Source organism: Micromonospora sp. D93 (genome assembly GCF_018070365.1).
Taxonomy (GTDB): Bacteria; Actinomycetota; Actinomycetes; order Mycobacteriales; family Micromonosporaceae; genus Micromonospora; species Micromonospora ureilytica.
Genome location: NZ_JAGPXW010000008.1, coordinates 144,754 through 168,885 on the forward strand (window position 1 = coordinate 144,754; position 24,132 = coordinate 168,885).

The window sequence follows — 24,132 nt, forward strand, 5'->3', positions numbered from 1 at the left end:
TGAAGCAGACCGTCCGGTCGGGCTCAGCGGGCCATCCACCCGCCGCTCAGCTCACTGCGGGCCCAGTCGCAGCTGCCAGCGCGTGCCCTGGCTGGTGAGCCGGACGACGGCCAGGGGTTCCACGTCCACCTGCCGGTACGTCGCCGTCGGCAGGCCGAGGGCGTGCACGACCGCGACCCGGATCACCAGCGGGTGGGTGACCGCGACGACGCGTCGACCGGCGTTGCGGTGCTCGTCCAGCCAGCGACCGACCCGATCCCGTACGGCCGTGACCGATTCACCGCCGTGCGGCGCGGAGTCCGCGTCGGACAGCCAGTCGTGCAGCGCCTGCGGGTGCGTACCGGCGATCTCCTCAAGCGACAGTCCGGACCAGTCGCCGTAGTCACAGTCGGCCAACGCAGCCTCGATAGTCGGCAGCAGGCCCAGGGCGTCGGCGGTCTGTCGGGCCGCCGCCGCCGGGCTGGACAGGCACGTGTCGTGCACGCCGAGGGGCCCACGCCGGTCCGGACCGGCGTGGGCCTGGGCGAGGGCGGCACGAAGGCCACCCTCGTCCAGGCCGTCGTCTGTGCCGCCGAAGCGCGCCCGACGCAGAGCGGCGGTATGACCGTGGGCGACCAGCCGGAGGCTGGTGCCGGTCACGTGCTCGGCAGTGCGGTGCCGGCCCGGTGACGCCGCTCGTGGTGCATCAGGGCCGCGAACAGCAGGCCGATGCCGGTCCAGAGCACGACCTGGGTGCCGAGCGAGGCCAGCCGGAAGTTCCACAGCAGGGTCGCCGGGAAGTCCGCCGGAACCTCCTGGAAGGACGGCATCACCACGTACGACACTGCCGTGACCAGCAGGAACCCGCCCACGGCCGCGGCGGCGCGCAGCCACGTCGGCGCCTGGGCACCGACCGACCGGTAGCCCAGCGAGCCGGCCCACACGGCCACCAGCCCGAGTACCACCATCAACAGGTAGGTGACGGTCCGCTGGTTGATGGTGGCCGGGTCGCCGACCGCCGGCGGGTTCGCCGGGTACTTGAGGAACGGCACGATCACCGCGCCGAGCAGCGCCGCGCCGGCCAGCAGCAGGCCCGACCGCCCGCCGTCGTCGCTACGCCGCCGACGGGACAGCAGGACGTACGCCGTGGCCAGCAGACCACCCATCGCGGCGCCGAACAGGCCGGTGGCCAGGAACAGGCCGCCACGCTGACCCGTCCGGCTGACCAGGGCGTCCTCGTGGTCGTGCGCACCGGCGGCGGGCTCGGCGTGTGCCGCCGCCTCCTCGATGGCGATGGCTGCCTCGACGTGGGGTTCGCCGGCGACGTACGCGAACGCCCCGGCGAGCAGGCCGGCGATCAGACCGGCGAGCAGCCCGCGAACGAGGACGGCGACGAACGGGGGAGCGGTGGTGGTGTTCAGTGGCACGGGACACCCAGCAGGTGCCTGCCGTCGTGCATCAGCTCGTGCAGGTACATCCCGCTGCGCGATACCGCCCCCTGGTCGAAGGCGACGAGGTAGGCCAGCAGGGTGAGCACGGCAACGGTCGCGAGAGCCGTCCACAGGAGACGTGCGCTGCCAGCGGGGTGCACCACCGGCTGGCTGGAAGCGGAACTAGACATGAATACACGAACCTCCCCAGGGATGACGCGTCCCCATCGCAAGGCTGCGGACGACCGAGCGTCCTGGCTCGCGGCCCCCAGTTTGAGGTGGGGGAACCGCTCACAGTGGCGCGACCGCGCCGGATTCACACCGGCTTCCCTCGCGTCGCCGCAGATAGTGGGTCGACGGTATCGGGGCCGCCTCAGGCGGTCAACCCGGGCCCCGCGCCCGCAGGGCGCCCGCGCACTGGAGGTTCAACGAGCCGGACCAGCCGTCGGTGCCGGCGGATTCGTCTGACCAAAAGGCGACTCGGTGGGAATCCGGTCCGGCGCGCGTTCCGCGACCCGGGAACAGCCTGTTACCGCTAACATGGTCAACCTGCCAGATCGACTCTGTGGCTCCGGGTCTACCCGGAGGGGTTCGGTCGGTGGCGGGGCGGGGTGTGGGGTGAACGTGAACACGCCAGGACGGGTCCGATGACGACCGGCGAGGTCGCGCGACGGCCGGGCATCGTCGACGCGCATCATCACCTCTGGGTCCGGGCGCGGCACCCGCAGCCCTGGATCGATCCGCACACCATGGCCGCGATCGACGACGACTTCACCCCTGTCGAACTCGCCCCGGCGACCCGGGCCGCCGGGGTCACCCAGACCGTGGTCGTGCAGTCCGTCGCCGTCCGGTCGGAGACGCCCGAGCTGCTCGGTATCGCGGCCGACGATCCTCTCGTCGCCGGGGTGGTCGGCTGGGTCGACCTCACCGCCGCGGAGGTCGGCCGTCGTCTCGACCGACTGCGGAGGGCGCGGGGCGGCGAACGGCTGGTCGGGATCCGCCACCTGGTCCAGTCCGAGCCCGACCCGGCCTATCTCGACCGCCCCGAGGTGCGGCGGGGCATCGCCGCGGTCGGCGCCGCCGGCCTCGCCTTCGACCTCCTGGTGCGCCACGGTCAGCTGCCGGCGGCCACCCGGCTCGTCCGGGACCTGCCCCAGGTGCGGTTCGTCCTCGACCACCTCGGCAAGCCCCCGCTCGGGCGCGGCGATCTCGCCGACTGGCGCCGCGACCTCCGCGCGTTCGCGGCCGAGCCCAACACGACGGCGAAGCTCTCCGGCCTGGTGACCGAGGTGGACGGCGCGTCCTGGACGACGACCGACCTGCGGCCCGCTGTCGAGCACGCCCTCGACGTGTTCGGGCCGGATCGGCTGATGTTCGGCTCGGACTGGCCGGTGTGCCTGCTCGCCACCTCGTACACCCGCTGGGTCACGGTCCTCGGCGACCTGCTGGACCCGCTGTCGGCGGGCGAGCGGGCGGCGATCTGGCGTGGGACCGCCGGCCGGGTGTACCAACTGCCCCCCTTCTGACCCGGCAGCGGGTTCCGAACTGGGGACATAGCATGTTGTCGATGGCATCCTAGCGACGGTGGCCGATGGCGTTTGGTCAGATGTATGCCTTCGGCGGTGCAGGTAACGATGGCAAAACACGCCCGTAAGGCCTTGGCAACATACGTGAATGCATGGGAAGGTAACGCCTGATCGGGGCAAACATCCGACCTATCTCGAGGGTCGTGCGGGCACATTGCCGCACTGCCCTCCGAGCAGGGTCGGTCGCGCACAGGCGTTCGGCTCGTCGGCGGGTCACCGTCGGGTGCCACCGCCACGCTTGGGGAGGTCAGGTCCGACGATGAGTAGCGCCGAGGCAACCGCCGGCACACAGCGCGGCGAACTCAGCGACTGGTTCCGGGAACGGATCTCCCACGCCGTCTCCGAGTTCACGGCCGCGACCGCGTTGGTCGTCCTGTTCATCGCCTTGACCTTCGCGAGTCCGTACTTCCTGACCGCGGACAACCTCTTCAACATCGGGGCGCAGACGGCGGTGATCGCCATCATCGCCACGGCCCAGACGATGGTCATCATCACGAAGGGCATCGACCTGTCCGTGGGGTCGGTCGCCGCGCTCGCCGGCGTGTTGGGCGCGATGGTCGTGCGCGACCTCGGCTTCTCACTGTGGGCGGCCACGGCCGTCGCGATCGGCGTCGGCGCACTGGCCGGGCTGTTGAACGGGCTGCTGGTGACGGTGGCCCGGATCCCACCGTTCATCGCGACGTTGGGGACGATGTCCGTGGGCCGCGGCCTCGTCTTCATCATCACCGGAGCCGTCGGCGTCTACGGCCTGCCCCGAACCTTCCAACTGCTCGGCAACGGGGAGATCCTCGGCATTCCGTTCGCCGTGGTGATCACCGTCCTGGTCGCCGTCGGGGTCGCCTTCCTGCTCTCCCAGACCCGCTTCGGTCAGCACACCTACGCGATGGGCTCCAACCTGGAGGCGGCCCGCCGCTCCGGCATCCGGGTGGGGCGCCACCTGACCGGGGTGTACGTGCTGGCCGGCGTCCTGGTCGGGCTGGGCGGCATGATCGCCGCCTCCCGGGTCAACTCCGGCCAGCCCAACTACGGGATCTCGCTGGAACTCGACGTCATCGCCGCCGCCGTCATCGGCGGAGCCAGCCTGTTCGGCGGGCAGGGCCGGATCGTCGGGACCATCATCGGCGCGTTCCTCATTGCCCTGGTCCGCAACGGCGCCGTCCTGCTCGACATCAGCATCCACTACCAGCAGGTGATCGTCGGCGTGATCATCTGGGCCGCCGTCTACTTCGACCAGTACCGCCGCCGGCGGTTGGAATCACGGGGTTGACATGCCATTCCGAGAGTCCGAACGAGGAAGGACACACACCATGGCACAGACCACCACCAGCCGGCGGACGCGAGGACCCCTCCTGCGTGCGCAGGCGATCCTCGCCGCGGCCGCGGCGACCGCTCTGCTCAGCGCCTGCGGCGGGGTCGAGGTCCGGGACGGCGGCGACGGCGCGACAAAGGACGCCAGCGGCCCGCTGAAGCTCGCCGTCGTACCCAAGGCGGTCGGGGCGGACTACTGGAACACGGTCAAGGCGGGCGCGGAGTGCGCCGCGCAGCGCGCGGGGGACGTCACCGTCCAGTGGGACGGGGTGACCGCCGAGACCGACGTCGAGGGGCAGGTCAACCTGATCCAGAACTTCGTCACCAAGAAGGTCGACGGCATCGTCTACGCGGCGACCGACTCCAGCGCGCTGGCACCGGCGACCGACAAGGCGCTCAGCGCCAACATCCCGGTCGCCATGATCGACTCTGGCACCAGCCCGCAGCCGTCGACCGTGCCCCTCTTCGCCACCGACAACCGTGCGTCGGCGACCGAGGCGGCGAAGCTGCTCGCCACCGAACTCGGCCCCGGAAACCACGAGGTGGCACTCGTCGAGTTCCAGCCCGGATCGCAGACCAACACCGAGCGGGTCGACGGCTTCAAGGCCGGCCTCGCCCAGTACCCCAACCTGAAGCTGGTCGGCCAGCAGCCGAGCCGCAGTGATGTCAACGAGGCCCGACGGGTCACCGAGAACATCCTCACCGCGAACCCCAACCTCGCCGGCGTCTTCGCGGCCAACGAGCCGAGCGTGCTCGGTGCCGCGCAGGCCATCCAGGCGGCCGGCAAGTCCGGCAAGGTGGTCATCATCGGCTGGGACGCGGCGCCGGACGAGATCGCCGGAGTGCGCAACGGCCAGATCTCGGCGCTGGTCGTGCAGAACCCGTTCAAGATGGGCTACTTCGGCGTCGACAAGATGGTCAAGCACCTTCGGGACAAGGCGCCGCTGGCGTCGGCCGACACCGGCGTCACGTTCGTCACCAAGGAGAACATCGACTCGGCGGAGATCAAGGCGGTGCTCGAGCCCAGCTGCGCCAACCCGCCGGTGCAGTGATGGGCGGCATCCCTTCGGCCACCGCCGACAGCGATCAGCAACCCACCGACGCGGAACCGCCGGCCCTCGAAGCCCGCGGCATCGTCAAGCGGTTCGGGCACGTCGAGGCGTTGCGTGGCGCCGACTTCATGGTCCGCCGGGGTGAGGTCGTCGCGCTGATCGGTGACAACGGTGCCGGAAAGAGCACGCTGATCAAGACCCTGTCCGGTGTGCATCCGCCGGACGAGGGCGAGATCCGGATCGGCGGCCGTCCGGTTGAGTTCTCGACTCCGGTCGATGCCCGGCGCGCGGGGGTGGAGACCGTCTACCAGGATCTCGCCGTCGCCGACGACCTCAGCGTGGCCGCCAACCTGTATCTCGGCCGGGAGATCCTCCGCTCCGGACCACTCGGCCGGCTCGGGCTGTTGGACAAGCGCGCCATGCGGCAGGGCGCCGCCACGGCCCTCGACGAACTGGGCGTACGCATCCCCCGGGTCACCACCCCGATCGCGATGCTGTCCGGTGGGCAGCGGCAGTGTGTCGCCGTGGCCCGCGCCATCATCTGGGCGACAAACGTGGTCATCCTCGACGAGCCCACCGCGGCGTTGGGCGTGGTCCAGACCGGACGCGTGCTCGACGTCGTCCGGCGTGCCCGCGACGCCGGCATGTCGGTGGTGTTGGTGAGCCACAACATGCCGCAGGTGCTCGAGATCGCCGACCGGGTCGAGGTGCTGCGCCTCGGCCGGCGAGCGGCCCAACTACGCGCTGACGAGGTCACCACCGACGACCTGGTCGCGGCGATGACCGGCAGCACCAGCGTGGATCGGGACGAGAGGTGACGGTGGCCGCCCACCGGGTCGCGCACGATCTCGCCCGTCAGGCGACCCGGCTCGCCGCCGGGTCGCCGCTGCGGCTGGGCCCACTGGGCTTCGGCGCCTCGCAGGGTGGCAATCTCTACCGGGCGACCTCGGACGAGCAGTTCGCCGCCGCGGTGGACACCGCGTGGGCGGGCGGCATCCGATACTTCGACACGGCACCGCACTACGGGCTGGGCCTGTCCGAAACGCGCCTGGGCGCGGCCCTCCGCTCCCGCCCGCGCGAGGAGTACGTGGTGTCGACGAAGGTCGGCCGGCTGCTCGTGCCGTCACCGGAGACGGCGCACCGGCGGGATCCGGAGGGGTACGACGTTCCCGCCGATCATCGCCGGGTCTGGGACTTCAGCCGCGACGGCGTGCGCCGTTCGTTGGAGTCGAGCCTTCGGCGCACCGGCCTGGACCGGATCGACGTGGTGTATCTGCATGATCCGGACGAGCATTGGGAGCAGGCCGCGCGCGAGGCGATCCCGGCGTTGGTGGAGTTGCGGGAGCAGGGCGTGATCGGTGCGGTCGGGGCCGGGATGAACCAGTCCGCGATGCTGGCCCGCTTCGTGGCGGAGACCGACGTGGACGTGGTGATGTGCGCCGGCCGGTACACCCTGCTGGAGCAGGGCGCGTTGACCGACCTGCTGCCCGTCGCGCAGGCCCGCCGCGTCGGTGTGGTGGTCGCCGGGGTCTACAACTCCGGGCTGCTGGCCCGGGACATGCCGGCGACCGACGCCGTCTACGACTATCAGCAGGCTCCGGCAGAGGTGATCGACCAGGCCCGCCGGATGGCGCGGGTCTGTCAGACGTACGGCGTCACGTTGCCCCAGGCGGCGTTGGCGTTCGTCCGTCGGCACCCGGCCGTGGTCTCGACGGTGGTCGGCATGCGGGACGAGGCCCAGGTGACCGAGACCCTGCGCCGATCCGACGTCGACGTCCCGGATCAGCTCTGGGCGGCGTTGTACGACGAAGGGTTGCTCGACGTGCAGTCGTGACGGCCGGCGGTCACCGGGCCGTCTCGATGCCCGCGTCCGCGTCGTCGGGTAAACCCTGCAACGACTCCTCCACGCCGATCAGGTGGTTGGCCATCCGGGTGCGGGCCCGCTCCGGGTCGCGCGCCACGAGGGCCTTCAGGATCGCCACGTGTTCGTCATGGGTACGCACGTCCGCGCCCTCCTCGTGCAGACTCCGCCAGAGTCGGCCGCGGATGGTCCGCCCGGCGAAGGCTTCGATCAGGCCGACGAGCACCGGATTCCCAGCGTGCGCGGCGATGATCCGGTGGAAGGCGATGTCGATCTCCATGATCCGCTCGTGATCCAGCGGTGACTGGCCGACCAGCCGGGCCGCCTCGGCGAGCAGGTCACCGGCCTGGGCCAGCGCCTCGTCGGTGATCCTGGTCGCCGCCAGGCAGGCGGCCTCGCACTCCAGCAGTCGCCGAACGGTGTGGATGTGCCGTGGGTCGCCCTGACCCTGGAAGTCCACCACGAAACCCATCGGGGCCAGCAGTTGTGGCGCGTCGAGGTTGGTGACGTAGGTGCCGTCGCCCTGGCGGATGTTGACGATGCCGAGGATCGACAGGGCCGACATCCCCTCGCGCAGCGAGCCCCGCGAGACGCCGAGCGACTCGGCGAGGTCCTTCTCGATGGGCAGCCGGTCCCCGGGCCTGAACTGCCCTTCGAGGATCATCCGCTTGATGCCGTTGACCACTTCGTCAGTGCGAGACATGACTCCCCTAGCGGCCGGCGGGGGTGGCCTTCCCACCCGCGATCACGTACGCCGCCTCCGGAGATGACACGGTAGTCGGGTCTGTCGCTGCCCAGTAGCCGCCGTCCGGAAAGCGGTAGAGCGCGACCGACTCCTGGCGCATCCGGGTGGAGTAGCCGGGCTGGCTGGGCAGGACGTAACCGCTGCCTGAGCCGGTGTCCTGGATGATGCACGGATCGGTGAAGTGCTCGTGCAGGTGATCGACGAACTCGGTGACACGGTTGGTGAGATCCCCCGAGATCGCGACGTAGTCGAGCACCGACACGTGTTGGACCATCTCGCACAGGCCGACACCACCGGCGTGTGGGCACACCGGTACGTCGAACTTCGCGGCGAGCAGCAGCACGGCGACGATCTCGTTGATGCTGGCCAACCGGCCGGTGTCCAGCTGGCAGAAGTCGATGGCCTCGGCTTGGAACAGCTGCTTGAACATCACCCGGTTGTGGCAGTGCTCGCCGGTGGCGACGCCGATCGGAGCGACGGCACGGCGGACGGCCGCGTGGCCCAGGATGTCGTCGGGGCTGGTCGGCTCCTCGATCCACAGTGGCTTGAACTGGGCGAGGGCCGTGACCCACTCGATGGCCTGACCGACGTCCCACACCTGGTTGGCGTCGATCATCAGGTTGCGGTCCGGTCCGAGGATCTCCCGCGCGATCGCGCATCGGCGGATGTCGTCATCGAGGTTGGCGCCCACCTTGAGCTTGACGTAGCCGTAGCCGGTGTCGACCGCCTCCTGGCACAGTCGGCGCAGCTTGTCGTCGCCGTAGCCGAGCCAGCCCGCCGAGGTGGTGTAGGCGGGGTAGCCGGTCCGGTCGAGTTCGGCGAGGCGGGCGGCCTTAGTGGCCTCCTTGGCCCGCAGGATGGCCAGTGCCTCGTCCCGGGTCAGCGCGTCGGACAGGTAGCGCAGGTCCGCGATGTCGACGAGCTGCTCGGGGGACATGTCGACGAGCAGCCGCCACAGCGGCTTGTCGGCGACCCGGGCGACCAGGTCCCACGACGCGTTCAACACGGCGGCGAGGGACAGGTGGACGACACCCTTCTCCGGGCCGAGCCACCGCAGCTGTGAGTCGGAGGTCAGCAGGCGGTAGACCGCGCCCATGTCCGCTGCCATCGTCGCCACGTCCAGGCCCACGAGGAGCTGTGCCTGGTGGACCGCCGCCGCCGCGACGATGTCGTTTCCTCGACCGATGGTGAAGGTCAGGCCGTGCCCCGCGAGTGGCGCACCCACTCCGTCGACGCCGTCGGTGTGCAGGACGACGTAGGCCGCCGAGTAGTCGCCGTCCTTGTTCATCGCGTCTGACCCGTCAGCGGTCAGGGAGGTGGGGAAGCGGACGTCTTCGACGGTGACGGCGGTGATCTGCGGCATGCGCTCCTCGCCCAGCTAGGCTAAAGATCAGATGATCACTGGGAGTATACGGAGGGCGGCTCCGGCACGTCAACGATATCGATCGCCGCAGGCCCGCATACGTATGATGTTTGCTGCCCCGATAGATCAAACCTATGTCGCTTGTCGACACACGCGCGGAAGCCCGTCCCAGATGCTCGGCGTGCGTGGGTTGGCCACAGTGGTGACGGTGATCACCGAGCCGGTCCCCGACACGCCCGAGACCGACATGTGGGGTGTGACAACGACTGCGTCCCTATATATGGTGTCGAACGCAGCTGGTTCGGCCGCTCATCCGGTGCGGTCGAGGCAACAGGGAACCCGGTGGAAATCCGGGACTGTCCCGCAGCGGTGAGTGGGAACGACAGCCGTCATCAGCACTGGGCCACCAATCGGCCTGGGAAGCGACGGCCAGTAGGAGACCGGCGAGTCCGGTCGTGCCCGCGAGTCCGAAGACCTGCCAGCGCGCCGCGTACCCGCACCCGGGTGGGCGGCGGTCCGAGGCCGCGTGGGACGGCTGACGCCACCTGACCCACGCCGGGCTGGCGTGGCGTCCGTCGGTGTCTGTCTCCTCGCGTCCGGGCCACCAGGTCTCGAACTCCGAGGAGCGAGTGGTGACAGTCACCGAGGTAGTCCCGGTCAGCGGCGACGCGACAGTGCGGCGGACGCCGATGCAGGTCCGCAAGCGCGACGGCGCCACCGAACCCGTGGACGTGAACAAGATCGTCCGGGCGGTCGAGCGGTGGGCCGACGACCTGACCGACGTCGACCCGATGCGGGTTGCCACCCGCACCATCAGCGGTCTCTACGACGGCGCGACCACTGCCGAACTGGACCGGCTGTCCATCCAGACCGCGGCCGAGATGATCGGCGAGGAGCCGCAGTACTCGCGCCTCGCCGCGCGGCTGCTGGCCGGCTACGTCGACAAGGAGGTGCGTCGGCAGGGCATCACCTCGTTCAGCGCGGCGATCCGGGTCGGTCACGCCGAGGGCCTGATCGGTGACGACACCGCCACGTTCGTCGCCGCGCACGCCACGACGCTCGACCACGCCATCGACCTGGACGGCGACCGCCGGTTCGAGTACTTCGGCCTGCGCACGGTGTACGACCGCTACCTGCTGCGCCACCCCACCAGCCGACTGGTGCTGGAGACCCCGCAGTACTGGCTGCTGCGGGTGGCCTGCGGCCTGTCCCGGACGGCGGACGAGGCGGTCGGCTTCTACCGACTGATGTCCAGCCTGGCCTACCTGCCCAGCTCACCGACCCTGTTCAACTCCGGGACCCGGCACACCCAGATGTCCTCCTGCTACCTGGTCGACTCCCCGCTCGACGAGTTGGACTCGATCTACCAGCGGTACGCCCAGGTCGCCAACCTGTCCAAGTTCGCCGGTGGCATCGGCATCGCGTACTCCCGGGTCCGTTCCCGGGGTGCGCTGATCCGAGGCACGAACGGACAGTCCAACGGGATCGTGCCGTGGCTGCGCACGCTGGACGCGAGCGTCGCCGCGGTCAACCAGGGCGGCCGGCGCAAGGGCGCGGCCTGCGTCTACCTGGAGCCGTGGCACCCGGACATCGAGGAGTTCCTGCAACTGCGGGACAACACCGGCGAGGACGCCCGGCGTGCCCACAACCTCAACCTGGCCAACTGGATCCCCGACGAGTTCATGCGCCGGGTCGAGGCCGACGAGCTGTGGTCGCTGTTCGACCCGCACGAGGTGCCCGAGCTGCCCGACCTGTGGGGGGAGCGGTTCGACACCGCGTACCGGGAGGCCGAGGCGCAGGGCCGCTACGTGCGGCAGGTCCCGGCCAGGGAGCTGTACGGGAAGATGATGCGCACCCTCGCCCAGACCGGCAACGGGTGGATGACCTTCAAGGACGCCGCCAACCGACTCTGCAACCAGACCGCCGAGCCGGGCAACGTGGTGCACCTGTCCAACCTGTGCACCGAGATCGTCGAGGTGTCCAGTGACGCCGAGACCGCCGTGTGCAACCTGGGCTCGGTGAACCTCGCCGCCCACCTCGCCGACGGCGGCATCGACTGGGAGCGGCTGCGCGCCACGGTACGGACCGCGGTGACCTTCCTCGACCGGGTCATCGACATCAACTACTACCCGACCGCGCAGGCGGCGGCGAGCAACCCCCGCTGGCGGCCGGTCGGGCTCGGGCTGATGGGCCTGCAGGACGTGTTCTTCGCGCTGCGGCTGCCGTTCGACTCGCCGGCCGCGCGGGAGCTGTCCACCCGGATCAGCGAGGAGCTGTACCTGACCGCACTGGAGACGTCCGCCGACCTGGCGCGCGACTTCGGAGCGCACCCGGCGTACCCGCAGACCCGGGCCGCGCGGGGTCAGCTGCAGCCCGACCTGTGGGGTGTCGAGGGCACGCAGGCCGCGCGGTGGGGCGCGCTGCGGAAGCAGGTCGAGGCGTACGGGCTGCGCAACTCGCTGCTGGTGGCGGTCGCGCCGACCGCGACCATCGCCTCGATCGCCGGGTGCTACGAGTGCATCGAGCCGCAGGTGTCCAACCTGTTCAAGCGCGAAACCCTGTCGGGGGAGTTCCTCCAGGTCAACACCGCTCTGGTACGCGAGCTGAAGGCCCGCGGTCTGTGGACCGAGCGGATCCGTTCGGCGATCAAGCGGGCGGAGGGGTCGGTGCAGGACATCGCCGAGCTGCCGGCCGGCGTACGGGAGTTGTTCCGCACCGCGTGGGAGCTGCCGCAGCGGGCGCTGATCGACCTGGCCGCCGCCCGCGCCCCGTTCATCGACCAGTCCCAGTCGTTGAACCTGTTCCTGGCCGCACCGACCATCGGCAAGCTCTCCTCGATGTACCTCTACGCCTGGAAGGCCGGGCTGAAGACCACCTACTACCTGCGTTCGCGCCCCGCGACGCGGATCCAGCAGGCCACCGTCAGCGCCGTGGCACCCGTCGCCGTCGCCGTCGACGCGGAGGCGCTGGCCTGCTCGCTGGAGAACCCCGAGTCGTGCGAGGCCTGCCAGTGACCCCCGCCGACGCCACCACCGCCGACACCCGCACCACCGACACGAGGACCACGCACATGCTGCTCGACCCCGGGATGGACCTCACCCTCCGCCCGATGCGCTACCCGCACTTCTTCGACCGGTTCCGCGACGCCATCCGCAACACCTGGACCGTCGAGGAGGTCGACCTGCACGCCGACCTCGCCGACCTGGACAAGCTGTCACCGGCCGAACGGCACCTGGTCAGCCGGCTGGTGGCGTTCTTCGCCACCGGCGACACGATCGTCGCGAACAACCTGGTGCTCAACCTCTACCAGCACGTCAACAGCCCCGAGGGCCGCCTCTACCTGTCCCGGCAGCTGTTCGAGGAGGCCGTGCACGTCCAGTTCTATCTCAACCTGCTCGACACGTACGTGCCCGACGAGACCGAGCGCTTCGAGGCCTTCGCGGCCATCGAGAACATCCCCTCGATCCGTCGCAAGGCCGAGTTCTGCTTCCGCTGGATCGACTCGCTCAACGACCTGCGGGAGCTGCGGTCCCGGGAGGATCGGCGGACGTTCCTGCTCAACCTGATCTGCTTCGCCGCCTGCATCGAGGGTTTGTTCTTCTACGGCGCGTTCGCGTACGTGTACTTTCTGCGCTCCCGCGGCCTGCTGCACGGCCTCGCCTCCGGCACCAACTGGGTGTTCCGCGACGAGTCCATGCACATGGCGTTCGCGTTCGACGTCGTCGACACCGTCCGCGCCGAGGAGCCGGACCTCTTCGACGACGACCTCGCCGACCAGGTTCGCCGGATGCTCACCGAGGCGGTCGAGTGTGAGGTGCAGTTCGCCGAGGACCTGTTGGGTCACGGCGTGCCCGGTCTGACGTTGACCGACATGCGGGAGTACCTCCAGCACGTCGCCGACCGCCGCCTCGCCCAGCTCGGCATCGCCCCGCACTACGGGTCGAGCAACCCGTTCGGCTTCATGGAGTTGCAGGACGTGCAGGAGCTGTCCAACTTCTTCGAGCGGCGGGTGTCGGCGTACCAGGTCGGGGTGAGCGGCACCGTCGCCTTCGACGACGACTTCTAGGCGGCAACCGATCCGGGGGCCTGGCGTCGCTTGGTGAGCCACCGCATCACGTGCAGGGGGTGCGACGCCGGGTCCGGGATCGGGTGGAAGACGTGTTCGACAGCGCCATTGGCAATGATCAGCGTCAACCGCTCGTAGAGCGTCATGTCGCCCGCGGCGCGGGTCGGCAGGCGCAGCGCGTCGGCCAGGGTCAGCCTCGGATCGGGGATCAGCGGGTACGGCAGCCGCAGCCGGTGCACGAGCTCACGCTGGTACCCGGTCGACTGCGCGGACAGGCCGTACACCCGTGCCGCGCCGGCCGCGCGGAGTTCCGCGTGATGGTCGCGGAACCAGGCGGCCTGCTTGGTGCTGCCGCGGGCGCCGTGGATCTCCAGCAGCCCGTTGGGCAGGTCGACGCCCGGCCGGCCGGTCAGTGGGTAGACGAAGATGACGCTGCGCCCGGCGCCGAGCGCGCCGAGATCGACCGGACGGCCGTCGGTGCCGTAGAAGGACAGCGACGGCAACCTGACGCCGACCAGCGCGGCGGGGTCGGCGCCTTCGGCGGGACTGCCGGGTACGACCTGGGTCGCGGCCGCGTCGAGGCGCGCGTCCAGCGCCTCCCGCTGGGCCGTCAACTTGCCGATCCGTTGCTGGAGATTGGTGATGGTGCTGCGGTACGTGGCCACCGCCGCCGCGCACACGTCGGTGTCGTCGGAACCACCGGCGATCGACTCGACGAACGGGCGGGTCTCCTCCACCGTGAGGCCGAGCGCCATCAGCTCGCGGATCTGGGCCACCAGCCGCTCCGCGATCGGGTCGTACTCTCGGTAGCCGTTGCTCAACCGTCGGGGCACGACCAGCCCGGCCGACTCGTAGTACCGCAAGGCCCGGACCGTGGTCCCGGTCCGTCGTGCCAACTCACCCACCCGCATCCCGCGACCCTAAACCCGCACCCCGGGGTACGGGTCAACGTGTCCATCGTCGCGGTGTCGGGGCCGCCGTTTCCTGCCAGTCTGGCTGCGAAAAGGAAGCCTGAGCAGGGAGTGTGTGATGACGGCAATCAGTCGGGTGCGGGGTCGGCAGATCCTCGACAGCAGGGGCAACCCGACGGTGGAGGCCGACGTGGTCCTCGCCGACGGGTCGACCGGCCGGGCGGCTGTGCCGTCCGGCGCGTCGACGGGGGCGAACGAGGCGGTCGAGTTGCGCGACGGGGACCGGACGCGTTTTCACGGCAAGGGGGTCAGCGCGGCCGTCGCCGCGGTCAATGGTGAGATCGCCGACGCGGTGCTCGGGTTCGACGCGGAGGACCAGGCCCGGATCGACGAGACGATGATCGACCTCGACGGTTCGAAGGACAAGGGTCGACTGGGTGCCAACGCCATCCTGGCGGTCTCCCTGGCGGCGGCGAAGGCGGCGGCGCTGGCCCACCGGCAGCCGCTCTACCGCTACGTCGGTGGCGTCGGCGCCCGCCTGCTGCCGGTGCCGATGATGAACATCATCAACGGTGGCGCGCACGCCGACAATCCGCTCGACTTCCAGGAGTTCATGATCGCCCCGGTCGGCGCGCAGACCTTCGCCGAGGCGGTCCGGATGGGCTCGGAGGTCTTCCACACCCTGAAGGCGTCCCTGGCCGCGGCCGGGCACAGCACCAACGTCGGTGACGAGGGCGGCTTCGCGCCCACCGTCGCGGACGCCGACGAGGCGCTGCGGTTCGTGCAGCGCGCCATCGAGGACACCGGTTACGAGCCCGGGGCCGACGTGCTGATCTGCCTCGACCCGGCCAGCTCGGAGTTCTTCCGTGCCGGCGTCTACGACTACGTGGGTGAGGGACGTCGGCGCACCGTTGAGGAGCACATCGACTACCTGCTCGATCTCGTCTCCCGGTACCCGATCAGCTCGATCGAGGACCCGATGGCCGAGGACGACATCGCCGGCTGGAAGCGGCTGACGGCGGTGGCGGGGGAGCGCGTGCAGTTGGTCGGCGACGACGTCTTCTGCACCGACGTCGACCGGCTGCGCGACGGGATCGACGGTGGTTACGCCAACGCGATCCTGGTCAAGGTCAACCAGATCGGCACGCTCACCGAGACCCTGGCGACTGTGGACGCCGCCCACAAGGCGGGTTACCGGGTGGTGATGTCGCACCGATCCGGGGAGACCGAGGACACCACCATCGCCGACCTGGCCGTGGGCGTCGGCTGCGGGCAGATCAAGACCGGCTCGTTGTCGCGCTCGGACCGGACGGCCAAGTACAACCAGCTCATCCGCATCGAGGAAGAGTTGGGCGACCGCGCCATCTACGCCGGCGGCCGCTGAGTGCTGTGCTCCGGTCGGGTGCCCCCCGGTGCACACCGCCGACCAACCCCTGCCTCGTCGATCATGGAGTTGTGATGGGCGACAAAGCGCTCTTATCACACCAAGTCGGGCACCATAACTCCATGATCGACGGTGCGGACTCGCGATCTTGCACTTACTGTCCCGAATTAAGGGGCATTCCGTGCTTTTCGGCGACCGGAACTGCAAGATCGGCGCGGGGGTTTACGTTGAGACAGCCGCTGACCTCTTCCGAAAGGCAGCCTGCTGATGGTCGACATCACCGTGCGTCCCATGACCGACGCTACCGCTCGTCAGTGCGAGATGCCGGGCAGCGCGCGCAGTCGGACGGTCCCCCCGAAGTGGGACTTCCGATCACCGGGGGCGCGGTCGGCCGGACCGCCGCGAAGGCCGGGCTGGCACCGTCACCGTTGGCTGGCACAGGCCACACACGTCCGTGCTGACGGGCGGGCCACCAGGCGCTCGGCGGGAATGGGGAGCAGGCATCGTTCGCACACGCCGTAGCTGCCGTCGTCGACCCGTCGCAGCGCGACATCCAGCTCGGCCAGGCGTCGGCGGGTGGCGTCCAGCACGGCGCTGAGCTGTGCGCGTTCGAAGGCGATCGTGCTGCCCTCGGGGTCGTGTTCGTCATCGGCGTTGGACGACCGGGACGCCTCGAAGAGGCTCCGCAGGTCGCCCTCCAGGGCGGTGGCCTGAGCCTCGGTCTGCTCGCGCAGCCGCAGCAGTTCCTCGCGGACCGCGTTGGAGTCGCTGGTCATGTCCGCTCTACCGTACTGCTCGCCTACATGAAGTTGCGGGTGTGCAGGGCGGAGAGCGCCGCCGCCTCGTCGGGCCGGAATCCCAGGCGGACGAGTCGGCGCTGACGGCCCTGATCCATGGCGTGTTGCAGAGCCTGCACCCGGTCGAAGCCGACGGACACGTCGTTCGGATGCCAACCACCCGCCGCGAGCACCACCAGCGCGTCGAAGACGTCCGCGTTGAGCCCTGCGGTGTCGACGAGCGCGTCGTGACGGCGGTGGATGGCGGCCCGCAGCCGGTCCCGCAGCAGCGGATCCAGCTGGGCCTGATGCTCCAGGTGTGCCATGCCGAACACCACGTGCCGGCGCTCGTCCTGCATGGCGAGCCAACAGATCCGCCGCGTCACCGGGTCCGGGGCGAACTCGTGCAGAAACGAGAGCAGATCGACGAAGCTTCCCTCGCCGAGCACGGAGAGCAGGAACGACGCCAACGCGAAGTCCGACTCCGCGACCAGCGTGAACAGCGACTGCCGACCGCCGGCGGATGACGTTCCCAGCTCGGCGCCCCGCAGGAGTGCCCGCCGGCTGAAGACCTCCATGTGCCGCGCCTCGTCGGCCATCTGTACGGCGAGGAGCTGCACCACCTCCCGAAAGTGCGGATGGATGCGCCCCACGAACCGGGCCGGTACGACGAGGGCGGCCTGCTCGTTCTCGACCAGGTAGGTCATCACCTGTACCACCGCGGCCTCGACGTCGGCCGGCAGCGCGAACTGGTCGTCCCACGGCACCGCGGTCTGCGGGTCCCACTGCCGCGCGGCCGCCTGCGCGTACAGGTGCGGGGCGATGTCGGCCCAGACCAGGTCGCGGTCGTCCAGGTCGAACCGGGCTTCGGGACCACCGGCTTCGAGGAGTGCGCCCCGGGCACCGAGCCCCCACCGCGCCGGCGGACGGCTGCTGAGCGCCGACGGCAGAGCCGGCCCGGCCCGCTCCGCGCCGAACCAGCGGTCGTCGTCCGCCGACCCCCGGACCACGACCGCGACGAGGTCGCTCGCCTCGCCTCGATCCGGCCATTCGACCCGATGACCCCGCCGACGACACCAGGCCGGCAGGTGTACGCGCAGCGCCGGGTCGCGGCCGGAGACCGCCAACCGGCCGCCGGGCGGCAGCCCGGCCAGTGCGCGTTGCACGAGCAGGTGCGCGCCCCGGCCGAAACCCAGGTCACCGAGGTCGACCTCGGCGACCGGCGCCGCGCTCACGGCCGGTAGTCCGTGGCCGTCACCCGCCCGTCGGGGGAGTAGAAGCCGCTGGCGTCGACCGCGTCGGCGAGAGCGCCATACCCCGAGGTGCGACCCTCGCGCCAGGCCGTCAGCCCCTCCAGGTCGAGCAGCGGACGCACCTGTGGATCGGCGTACGACATGCCGAGCAGCAGCGTGCCGAAGAGGCGGACGCCGTCGGACTCCGGCGCGCGGACCGTCATGTTGCAGTGGTCGTAGCGTGCGGTCTGCGCCACGATCCGGGTGCCCTCGGGCGGTAACGTGCCCTCCTGGACGAACGCCAGATGGTTGGCGTCGATCATGCAGGCGGCGTCGACCTCCCCGGCCGCGAGGGCGCGGGCCGCGTCGCGCTCGCCGCCGATGTGGTCGCCGTGCAGGCCGACACCCACGTCGAAGCGGCGTACGTCGACAGTGACCCCGGCAGCCGCGAGGTGGCCCAGCGGAATCAGCGTCGCCTGTGGACTGTCGATCGCCCCGACGGCGACCACCCGTCCGGTGAGGTCGGCGATCTGGCGTACCGGCGAGGCCGCGCGAACCACCACGACCGAGGTGAGGTCCTGGTCGGTGTCGCGCATGGTGAGCGCGCGGACGGCCGTGCCGTTGCCCGCCGCCAACCGCTCGGCCCGCAGCCAGGCCAGGGGAGAGTTCCAGGCCGCGTCGATCCGCCCGGCGACGAGATCCTCGACCTGTCGTTCGTAGTGCGAGTACAGGACGAAGTCGAAGTCCAGGCCCCGACCGCGCAGCCAGGCGCGGAAGCCCTCCCAGATGGTCACCACCTTCGGGTCGTACGCGACCGCGCCCAGCAGAACCGTTGGCGCGGGCATCAGCGGTTGGCCTCGTCGAACAGCGGCAACCCGGTGGCCACACGGCCGACGAAATCGTGCAGCGCGTCGGTGGTCGGTGCCATCACCCGCGCCGCGCGTGCGTCCCGGAAACGACGCTCGAGGCCCAACTCCTTGCGGAAGGCGCTGCCGCCGCAGAGCTGCATCGCGCCATCGGTCACGTCGGCGACGGTCTCGCCAGCGAGCGCCTTGACCTGCAGCACCCGCAGCATCGCGTCGGCGCGGCCGGTCTCCAGCGCGGTGAGCGTGTCGCCCAGGAAGGTGCGCAGCGCGTCGGTGCGGATCATCAGCCGGGCCAGGTCGCGTCGGGTGACGGGCGCGTCGCGCAGGGCGGCGCCAGTGTGCGCGAGCGTGGTCCTGGTGAGATGTCGGCTGGCCTCGGCCACCGCGCTGCCGGCGAGACCGAGGCAGAAGGCGGCGTTGAGCACCAGGAACCAGGGTAGGACCGCGCCGAGCGCGGCGTCGAGCCCGGCCCCGTCGGCCGCCATCCGCGCCGTCGACGGAACCCGGAGCCCGTCGGCGGTCATCGGCCGAGAGCCGTTGCCGCGCAGGCCCAGCCCGTCGAAGTCGCCGGTCACGCTCAGGCCGGCGCTGTCGGCCGGCACGAGCCACAGCGTCATCGGGCCGGCATCGGGGGTCAGCGGAAGGCTCGACCAGACGTAACTGTTGGCCTCGCCGGCCGAGGTGACCCAGCTCTTCCGGGCGTCGAGGCGGACGACGTCGTCGTCGGCGGCTGTCGCGGTGCCGGTCGGCGACCAGAAGCGGCTGCGCGAGCCGTACTCGGAGAACGCCAGGGTGGTGAGGTGATGGCCGGCGGCGATCGCCGCGCGGACGTCGCGCGGGCCGTGCGCCTCGATGACGGCGGTCGCCGCGTAGTGCATGAGCAGCACCATCGCTGTGGACCCGCACTCGGCGGCCAACCGCTCGATGACCTCGGCGACCGCCCGCATGCCGTGGCCGCCGCCACCGACCTCGGTCGAGGAGGCCAGGCCGAGCAGGCCGGCCGCGGCGAGAGCGTCGACACCCGGGCGGGGGAAGGCCCCGTCCCGGTCGACGATCGGCGCCCTCGGGCGGATCACGTCGTCGATCACCGTGCCGAGCGTGTCCGTGGGATCGGTGGCGGTCTGGGCACTGTCGACAGTTGTCGTCACGCCGGTACCTCTTCCGAAGGCCGATGGGACCGCCGCCGACACTATCCGAATCCGAAGACTCAGCGCGAGCGTCGGATTACCGTCTGACGCGGGCGTTGTCCCGGAGGGGGCGGCCGTGCCCGTCGTCCCGGTCGATGCGCAGCTCCCGTTCCAGCTCGGTGACGACCGCCCGCAGGTCGTCCAGCCGCTGCGTGAGCGCGATGCGGTCCACCTCGTCCGGTACGCCGTCGCCGTCCTCGTCGTACCCGGGGGCCAGTCGCTCGGTCATCTCCAACCGGCGGGCCTCCTCCATGGAGTTCACGATGACCGCGATGAGGATGTTGAGCAGCAGGTTGACGGTGATGACCACGTAACTGACGTAGTAGAGCAGCGTCCACGGTGAGATCGCCATGCCCTGCTCGATGAGGTCCGGCAGCGTCTCCAGAGACAACAGCACGAACAACGTCAGCAGCGATCGGCCGATGTCGCCGTACTCCTCCGGATACCTGTTGCCGAAGATCAGCCAACCGGCCATGCCGTACACGTAGAGCGTCACCACGGCCAGGGCGAGGAACCCGGTGACGCCCGGCAGGCTGCGCCACAGCGCGGAGACGATGGTCCGCAGACCCGGCGAGAACCGCACGAGGCGAACCATCCGGGCGACCCGCACGACCCGCAGCAGCGCCGGGTCGCCGTGCAGGCCCGGAATGAAGATCGCCGCGATCACCACGAAGTCGAAGACGTTCCAGCCGTGTCGGAAGAAGTCCTGTGGGCGCCTGCCGTAGGCGGCCAGCCGGACGGCGATCTCCACGACGAAGACGGCCCGGAAGAACAGCTCCAGCCCGTGCAGCGCGGTGCCCGCCGGGCTCAGGTCGTCGTACGTCTCCAGGCCGAGAACGATGCCGTTGGCGAGGATGACGACGACGATGGCGATCTCGAAGGGGCGGGACCGGGCGAGTCGGTCGCAACGGTCGGTCCAACCCGAGCGGTGCCGCGGTGGTGTGGACGGCCCATCCCGCGGGGCGGGCACGGGTGCGTCACTCACCAGTCGGCCGGCTCGATCGGGCGCGCCGCGGCGGGGGCCCACCTCCGGCCGTCGTGGTGGCGGTGCGGATGGTGTGCGGGCATGCCCATCAGCCTAGCCAAGACCGGCGTTCAGTCAGCCCTCCGGACCGGCGCCCCGGGCGGAGCGGTCGGCCGGGCGCTGGAGCGTGCCCGCGTCCGGTGTCACGGCGCGGCGGTGAGGTATCGGCGGTAACCGACAGCGGACTGCGCAAAGCCGATTGACGCGTAGAACCGATGGGCCTCGGTGCGCGCGGCGTTCGACACCAACTGGACCTTGTAGCAGCCGGCCGCCGCCGCGTCGTCGAGCGCCGCGAGCATGAGGGCCCGGGCGACCCCACGACGGCGCCATCCGGGTGCGACCACCACGTTCTCCACCAGCATGTACGGTCGCGCGCCGTGGGTGAGGTTCGGGGCGACGAGGGTGTCCACGGTGCCCACGAAGGTGTCCCCGGCGACGGCCAGCAGGAGGCGCCGGCCAGCCTGCGCGTGCAGGGCGGGCCAGGCGGTGGCCAGCCGGGTGGCGTCCGGCCGTGCGTCGTCGGGAGCGAGTTGCCACAGCACGTCGAAGACCCGCTCGGGGTCGTCCTCCGGTACGGCGGCGCGGACGACGAAGTCGCCGTCGCTCACCGGGCCGAAGCCGGAGTGTCCAGGTCGGACCGCGCGGGGTGCCGGCAGAGCCGGTCATCGACGTGCCTGAGCATGCGGTCGAGGATACGTGTCCAGCTGCACCGCGTGGCGGGCGACGGCGACCGGGGGCCCCGTCGCCCGCTCCGGCGATCACTACGGGTCAGGCCCGTGCGGCCCGGATGGCGTCGCGCAGCGGGGTGCTCGGCCGGCCGAGCAGCCGGCTGAGGTCGTCGCTGTCGGTCGCCAGCTCGCCGTTGGCGATCGAGTGGTCGAGCGCGGCGACGAATCCGGCGGTGCCCCCGTCCAGGCCGACGTTCTCCAGGGCCGAGGCCAGCTCGGCGGCGGACATGTCCTGGTGGACGACTGTGGTGCCGGTCACCTCGGTGACGGCCTCGGCCAGCTCGTCGAAGGTGAACGCGGTGCCGCCCAGTTCGTAGACGGCGTTGCCGTCCTCCGCGCGGGTCAGCGCGGCCACGGCCGTCCCGGCGTAGTCGGCCCGGGTCGCGGCGGAGATCTTGCTGCCGCCGGTGGCGCCGAGGATCGTGCCGGACCCCAGGTACTGCGGCAGCTGGTCGGTGTAGTTCTCGATGTACCAGCTGTTGCGCAGCACCGTGTAGGCCAGACCGGACGCGGCGAGAACCTCCTCGGTGGCCTTGTGCTCCGGAGCGAGCGGGTTCGCGGTGGTGTCGGCCTTCAGGATGCTGGTGTAGACGAGGCGCTCCACCCCGGCGAGCTTGGCGGCGTCGATGACCGCTGTGTGCTGCGCGACGCGCTGACCGGGAGTGTCGCCGGAGATGAGCAGCAGGCGGCGTACGCCGGCCACGGCGCCGGGCAGCGTCGACGGGTCGTCGTAGTTGGCCTTGCGGATCCCGATCCCGCGTGCGGCCAGGTCGGCGGCCTTCTCCGGGTTGCGCACGATGGCGGCGATCTCGACGGCGGGTACGCCGTTGTCGAGCAGCTGCTCGATCACCAGGCGGCCCAGCCGGCCGGTGGCGCCGGTGACGGCATAGGTGGGCATGGGAACCTCCGGAGGGTAGTGGCAAATCAGTAAGCACTTACGAATCTACAGCACTAACCAAAAAGTGGCATGGGATAGGCTGGTGAGGTGAGCGACATGCCGGCCCAGGACCCGGCGGGGCCTACCCAGGAATTCGTCAGCGATGTCTTCGCGCGGGGGTGCACCTCCCGTGCGGCCTTCGAGGACGTCACCTCGAAGTGGGCCTCGCTGGCCCTGTTGGCGCTCGGCGAGGGCCGCTACCGGTTCAACGCGCTGCGCCGCCGCATCGACGGCGTCAGCGAGCGGATGCTCTCCCAGACCCTGCAGACCCTCGAACGGGACGGAATGCTCACCCGCGAGGTGCTCACCGCGATCCCGCCGCGCGTCGAATACTCGCTGACCCCCCTCGGTGCCCGGGTCGCCGAGCAACTGCGTGGCCTCGCTGATCTGCTGGAGGCATCGGTGCCCGAGTTGCAGACCGCCCGCGACAGCCGCGAGCGCGACCAGGGCTAGACCGGCGAACGTCGGTCAACGCTGGTCGGCGTCCTGCACCCGCCCGGTCAGCGGAGGCGGACCATCCGTGCCTCAGGTTTGCAGCGTCTCGCGTGGCGGCACACCGTAGCTGGCGTGGTATCGCGCCGTGAACCTGCTGTGGCTGGCGAACCCCCACCGACTGGCGATCGCCGAGACCGTCTCCTGGCGTGGGTCGGCGCGTACCAGGTCGTGGTGTGCCCGAACGAGCCGGATCCGACGCAGGTGGGCCATGGGAGTGGTGCCGAGATGACGGCGGAAGGCGAGTTGCACCGCCCGGAGGGAGACGCCGGCCGCGCTGGCGATGTCGACCGCGCTGATGTCCCGGTCGGCGTTCTCCTCCAGGAACGCTATCGCCCGGCGCAGCGTGGCGGTGGTGGCGTCGTTCCGGTCCGCGGCGGTCGGTTCGGTGAACGCGGTGTTGGGAAATACCGCGAGCGCCGCCGCGGCCAGCATCCGGGCGGCGTTGCCGATCACCAGCGACTGCGCCCCGGCGGCCGGGCTGTTCAACACGACGTCGCGGACGAAGCTCGTGGTGTTGCGCCACTGCCGGGCGAGGGCGGTACTGGTGGCGCCGAGCTCGGTGAACTGGATCCGACCGGGCCGGCGGGCCGGCGCGGTGGTGGCCACCTGCGCCAGCACCGACAGGTCCAGTACGCAGAGCTCCACCTCGCCGGGATGCCAGCCGACGGCGCAGGGCTCCTCCGGCCTCGTGACGAGGAAGACGTCGCCGGGGCCGAACCGGTGGGCCGACCCGGCACAGGAGCGATCGACGTGGGCGGTGCGGGTACTACCGATGACCAGTCCGCCGAGGGCGCTGGCATAGATCTCCAGGCGTCCGGTCTGACGGGTGGTCGCGATGGCGAAGGGGCCGGTGTCCAGGCGCTGATGGGTGAGCCGGTATCCGTTCCTGCTCTGAATGCGCAGCTTCGGGTCGTACGTGGCGGACAGGAATTCCTGGATGGCCGCCGGGTCACGGCTGTCGAACTGGTGGGTCTGCACTGGCGATGACGTCATCCGCTGTCTCCGTCCGGTGGAGGTGCCGCCGGGTCGTGGAACGGGTGCCGGCGGCAGGGTCGGGCCGTGCCGGGGTGCTCGGCGGTGACTCGGCACGTCGTTGCCGGCGGTGCGGTGAGGTGGAACGTCGCGAGCGGGACGGCAGCGACCGGGTGCGGGCGTCGGATCTGGTCTGACCATTCGGTGACGCTGAGGCGCAATATCTGTAG

General features: G+C 70.6%; 24 protein-coding genes and 2 riboswitches. Of the genes, 10 read left to right on the plus strand and 14 right to left on the minus strand.

Translation table 11 applies throughout. The features are described from left to right. Positions 1–51 precede the first annotated feature (51 nt). Genes KBX71_RS12560 through KBX71_RS12570 form a run of 3 tightly spaced genes read right to left on the minus strand, consistent with a single transcriptional unit; the run spans position 52 to position 1,600 of the window. Complete coding sequence (locus KBX71_RS12560) at positions 52–639, minus strand: histidine phosphatase family protein (RefSeq protein WP_210818108.1); 588 nt, start codon at positions 637–639, stop codon at positions 52–54. Continuing rightward, the gene (locus tag KBX71_RS12565) at positions 636–1,406 is read right to left on the minus strand and encodes a CbtA family protein (protein WP_210818109.1); all 771 of its coding nucleotides are present in this window, start codon (positions 1,404–1,406) and stop codon (positions 636–638) included. The genes KBX71_RS12560 and KBX71_RS12565 overlap by 4 nt, the downstream gene beginning before the upstream one ends. Then, positions 1,397–1,600: a CbtB domain-containing protein gene (locus KBX71_RS12570; RefSeq protein ID WP_124822026.1), complete on the minus strand. Its 204-nt coding sequence runs from the start codon at positions 1,598–1,600 to the stop codon at positions 1,397–1,399. Before KBX71_RS12570 ends, KBX71_RS12565 begins: the two co-directional genes overlap by 10 nt. A gap of 58 nt (positions 1,601–1,658) precedes the next feature. Then, a riboswitch (cobalamin riboswitch) is annotated at positions 1,659–1,739 on the minus strand. Between the two features lie 317 nt (positions 1,740–2,056). Between KBX71_RS12570 and KBX71_RS12575 the strand changes: the two genes are divergently transcribed. From KBX71_RS12575 to KBX71_RS12595, 5 genes are all read left to right on the plus strand, one after another. Continuing rightward, positions 2,057–2,935, plus strand: a complete 879-nt coding sequence (locus KBX71_RS12575; RefSeq protein WP_210818110.1) for an amidohydrolase — start codon at positions 2,057–2,059, stop codon at positions 2,933–2,935. Positions 2,936–3,254: 319 nt separating this feature from the next. Next, positions 3,255–4,262 carry an ABC transporter permease gene (locus KBX71_RS12580; RefSeq protein WP_210818111.1) on the plus strand — a complete coding sequence of 336 codons (1,008 nt, stop codon included), beginning with the start codon at positions 3,255–3,257 and terminating at the stop codon, positions 4,260–4,262. Between the two features lie 40 nt (positions 4,263–4,302). Beyond that, positions 4,303–5,355 carry an ABC transporter substrate-binding protein gene (locus KBX71_RS12585; protein ID WP_210818112.1) on the plus strand — a complete coding sequence of 351 codons (1,053 nt, stop codon included), beginning with the start codon at positions 4,303–4,305 and terminating at the stop codon, positions 5,353–5,355. Continuing rightward, positions 5,355–6,173 carry an ATP-binding cassette domain-containing protein gene (locus KBX71_RS12590; RefSeq protein WP_247683360.1) on the plus strand — a complete coding sequence of 273 codons (819 nt, stop codon included), beginning with the start codon at positions 5,355–5,357 and terminating at the stop codon, positions 6,171–6,173. The genes KBX71_RS12585 and KBX71_RS12590 overlap by 1 nt, the downstream gene beginning before the upstream one ends. Beyond that, positions 6,170–7,189, plus strand: coding sequence for an aldo/keto reductase (locus KBX71_RS12595; protein WP_307847052.1), 1,020 nt, complete (start codon positions 6,170–6,172; stop codon positions 7,187–7,189). Before KBX71_RS12590 ends, KBX71_RS12595 begins: the two co-directional genes overlap by 4 nt. A 10-nt stretch (positions 7,190–7,199) precedes the next feature. On the opposite strand, the gene KBX71_RS12600 is transcribed toward KBX71_RS12595, so the two are convergent. Both KBX71_RS12600 and KBX71_RS12605 read right to left on the minus strand, forming a co-directional pair. After that, on the minus strand, positions 7,200–7,919 hold the full coding sequence (locus tag KBX71_RS12600) for a FadR/GntR family transcriptional regulator (RefSeq protein WP_210818113.1): 720 nt from the start codon (positions 7,917–7,919) through the stop codon (positions 7,200–7,202). Between the two features lie 7 nt (positions 7,920–7,926). Beyond that, positions 7,927–9,324, minus strand: coding sequence for an enolase C-terminal domain-like protein (locus KBX71_RS12605; protein ID WP_210818114.1), 1,398 nt, complete (start codon positions 9,322–9,324; stop codon positions 7,927–7,929). Between the two features lie 280 nt (positions 9,325–9,604). After that, positions 9,605–9,822: riboswitch (cobalamin riboswitch) on the plus strand. 191 nt (positions 9,823–10,013) lie between these two features. On the opposite strand from KBX71_RS12605, the gene KBX71_RS12610 reads away from it, so the two are divergent. Then, entirely contained in the window at positions 10,014–12,338 is a 2,325-nt protein-coding gene (locus KBX71_RS12610) for a ribonucleoside-diphosphate reductase subunit alpha (protein WP_247683386.1), read from the plus strand. 56 nt (positions 12,339–12,394) lie between these two features. Then, positions 12,395–13,390, plus strand: a complete 996-nt coding sequence (locus KBX71_RS12615) for a ribonucleotide-diphosphate reductase subunit beta (protein ID WP_210818160.1) — start codon at positions 12,395–12,397, stop codon at positions 13,388–13,390. Here the strand turns inward: KBX71_RS12615 and KBX71_RS12620 are convergent. After that, positions 13,387–14,301, minus strand: coding sequence for a MerR family transcriptional regulator (locus KBX71_RS12620; protein WP_210818115.1), 915 nt, complete (start codon positions 14,299–14,301; stop codon positions 13,387–13,389). The two genes, KBX71_RS12615 and KBX71_RS12620, sit on opposite strands and share 4 nt — an antisense overlap. 118 nt (positions 14,302–14,419) lie before the next feature. On the opposite strand from KBX71_RS12620, the gene eno reads away from it, so the two are divergent. Next, positions 14,420–15,685 carry a phosphopyruvate hydratase gene (eno, locus tag KBX71_RS12625; protein ID WP_210818116.1) on the plus strand — a complete coding sequence of 422 codons (1,266 nt, stop codon included), beginning with the start codon at positions 14,420–14,422 and terminating at the stop codon, positions 15,683–15,685. Positions 15,686–16,107: 422 nt separating this feature from the next. Here the strand turns inward: eno and KBX71_RS12630 are convergent, their stop codons facing one another. From KBX71_RS12630 to KBX71_RS12660, 7 genes are all read right to left on the minus strand, one after another. Continuing rightward, entirely contained in the window at positions 16,108–16,461 is a 354-nt protein-coding gene (locus KBX71_RS12630) for a TraR/DksA C4-type zinc finger protein (protein ID WP_210818117.1), read from the minus strand. A 23-nt stretch (positions 16,462–16,484) separates the two neighbouring features. After that, positions 16,485–17,696 (minus strand): ferritin-like domain-containing protein, encoded by a 1,212-nt coding sequence (locus KBX71_RS12635; protein WP_210818118.1) that lies wholly within the window; start codon positions 17,694–17,696, stop codon positions 16,485–16,487. Further along, positions 17,693–18,538 (minus strand): phosphate/phosphite/phosphonate ABC transporter substrate-binding protein, encoded by an 846-nt coding sequence (locus KBX71_RS12640; RefSeq protein ID WP_210818119.1) that lies wholly within the window; start codon positions 18,536–18,538, stop codon positions 17,693–17,695. Before KBX71_RS12640 ends, KBX71_RS12635 begins: the two co-directional genes overlap by 4 nt. Further along, the gene (locus KBX71_RS12645) at positions 18,538–19,707 is read right to left on the minus strand and encodes an acyl-CoA dehydrogenase family protein (protein WP_210818120.1); all 1,170 of its coding nucleotides are present in this window, start codon (positions 19,705–19,707) and stop codon (positions 18,538–18,540) included. Before KBX71_RS12645 ends, KBX71_RS12640 begins: the two co-directional genes overlap by 1 nt. 76 nt (positions 19,708–19,783) lie before the next feature. Further along, positions 19,784–20,731, minus strand: coding sequence for an ion transporter (locus tag KBX71_RS12650; RefSeq protein ID WP_210818121.1), 948 nt, complete (start codon positions 20,729–20,731; stop codon positions 19,784–19,786). 182 nt (positions 20,732–20,913) lie between these two features. Next, a complete protein-coding gene (locus tag KBX71_RS12655; RefSeq protein ID WP_210818122.1) occupies positions 20,914–21,378 on the minus strand; it encodes a GNAT family N-acetyltransferase in 465 nt (154 codons plus the stop codon). 160 nt (positions 21,379–21,538) lie between these two features. Beyond that, complete coding sequence (locus KBX71_RS12660) at positions 21,539–22,396, minus strand: SDR family oxidoreductase (RefSeq protein ID WP_210818123.1); 858 nt, start codon at positions 22,394–22,396, stop codon at positions 21,539–21,541. A gap of 96 nt (positions 22,397–22,492) precedes the next feature. Between KBX71_RS12660 and KBX71_RS12665 the strand changes: the two genes are divergently transcribed. Then, on the plus strand, positions 22,493–22,888 hold the full coding sequence (locus tag KBX71_RS12665) for a helix-turn-helix domain-containing protein (RefSeq protein ID WP_196930147.1): 396 nt from the start codon (positions 22,493–22,495) through the stop codon (positions 22,886–22,888). A 72-nt stretch (positions 22,889–22,960) separates the two neighbouring features. Here KBX71_RS12665 and KBX71_RS12670 read toward each other — a convergent pair whose 3' ends face one another. Next, complete coding sequence (locus KBX71_RS12670; protein WP_210818124.1) at positions 22,961–23,923, minus strand: helix-turn-helix transcriptional regulator; 963 nt, start codon at positions 23,921–23,923, stop codon at positions 22,961–22,963. Positions 23,924–23,958: 35 nt separating this feature from the next. Between KBX71_RS12670 and KBX71_RS12675 the strand changes: the two genes are divergently transcribed. After that, positions 23,959–24,099, plus strand: coding sequence for a hypothetical protein (locus KBX71_RS12675; protein WP_210818125.1), 141 nt, complete (start codon positions 23,959–23,961; stop codon positions 24,097–24,099). The last annotated feature ends 33 nt before the right edge of the window (positions 24,100–24,132 follow it).

Coding starts and splice junctions, on each gene's coding strand:
- KBX71_RS12570 (WP_124822026.1), bottom strand. CDS start 1,600: ATGTCTAGTTCCGCTTCCAGCCAGCCGGTGGTGCACCCCGCTGGCAGC.
- KBX71_RS12575 (WP_210818110.1), top strand. CDS start 2,057: ATGACGACCGGCGAGGTCGCGCGACGGCCGGGCATCGTCGACGCGCAT.
- KBX71_RS12580 (WP_210818111.1), top strand. CDS start 3,255: ATGAGTAGCGCCGAGGCAACCGCCGGCACACAGCGCGGCGAACTCAGC.
- KBX71_RS12585 (WP_210818112.1), top strand. CDS start 4,303: ATGGCACAGACCACCACCAGCCGGCGGACGCGAGGACCCCTCCTGCGT.
- KBX71_RS12590 (WP_247683360.1), top strand. CDS start 5,355: ATGGGCGGCATCCCTTCGGCCACCGCCGACAGCGATCAGCAACCCACC.
- KBX71_RS12600 (WP_210818113.1), bottom strand. CDS start 7,919: ATGTCTCGCACTGACGAAGTGGTCAACGGCATCAAGCGGATGATCCTC.
- KBX71_RS12605 (WP_210818114.1), bottom strand. CDS start 9,324: ATGCCGCAGATCACCGCCGTCACCGTCGAAGACGTCCGCTTCCCCACC.
- KBX71_RS12610 (WP_247683386.1), top strand. CDS start 10,014: ATGCAGGTCCGCAAGCGCGACGGCGCCACCGAACCCGTGGACGTGAAC.
- KBX71_RS12615 (WP_210818160.1), top strand. CDS start 12,395: ATGCTGCTCGACCCCGGGATGGACCTCACCCTCCGCCCGATGCGCTAC.
- KBX71_RS12620 (WP_210818115.1), bottom strand. CDS start 14,301: ATGCGGGTGGGTGAGTTGGCACGACGGACCGGGACCACGGTCCGGGCC.
- eno (WP_210818116.1), top strand. CDS start 14,420: ATGACGGCAATCAGTCGGGTGCGGGGTCGGCAGATCCTCGACAGCAGG.
- KBX71_RS12630 (WP_210818117.1), bottom strand. CDS start 16,461: ATGACCAGCGACTCCAACGCGGTCCGCGAGGAACTGCTGCGGCTGCGC.
- KBX71_RS12640 (WP_210818119.1), bottom strand. CDS start 18,538: ATGCCCGCGCCAACGGTTCTGCTGGGCGCGGTCGCGTACGACCCGAAG.
- KBX71_RS12660 (WP_210818123.1), bottom strand. CDS start 22,396: ATGCCCACCTATGCCGTCACCGGCGCCACCGGCCGGCTGGGCCGCCTG.
- KBX71_RS12665 (WP_196930147.1), top strand. CDS start 22,493: ATGCCGGCCCAGGACCCGGCGGGGCCTACCCAGGAATTCGTCAGCGAT.
- KBX71_RS12670 (WP_210818124.1), bottom strand. CDS start 23,923: ATGACGTCATCGCCAGTGCAGACCCACCAGTTCGACAGCCGTGACCCG.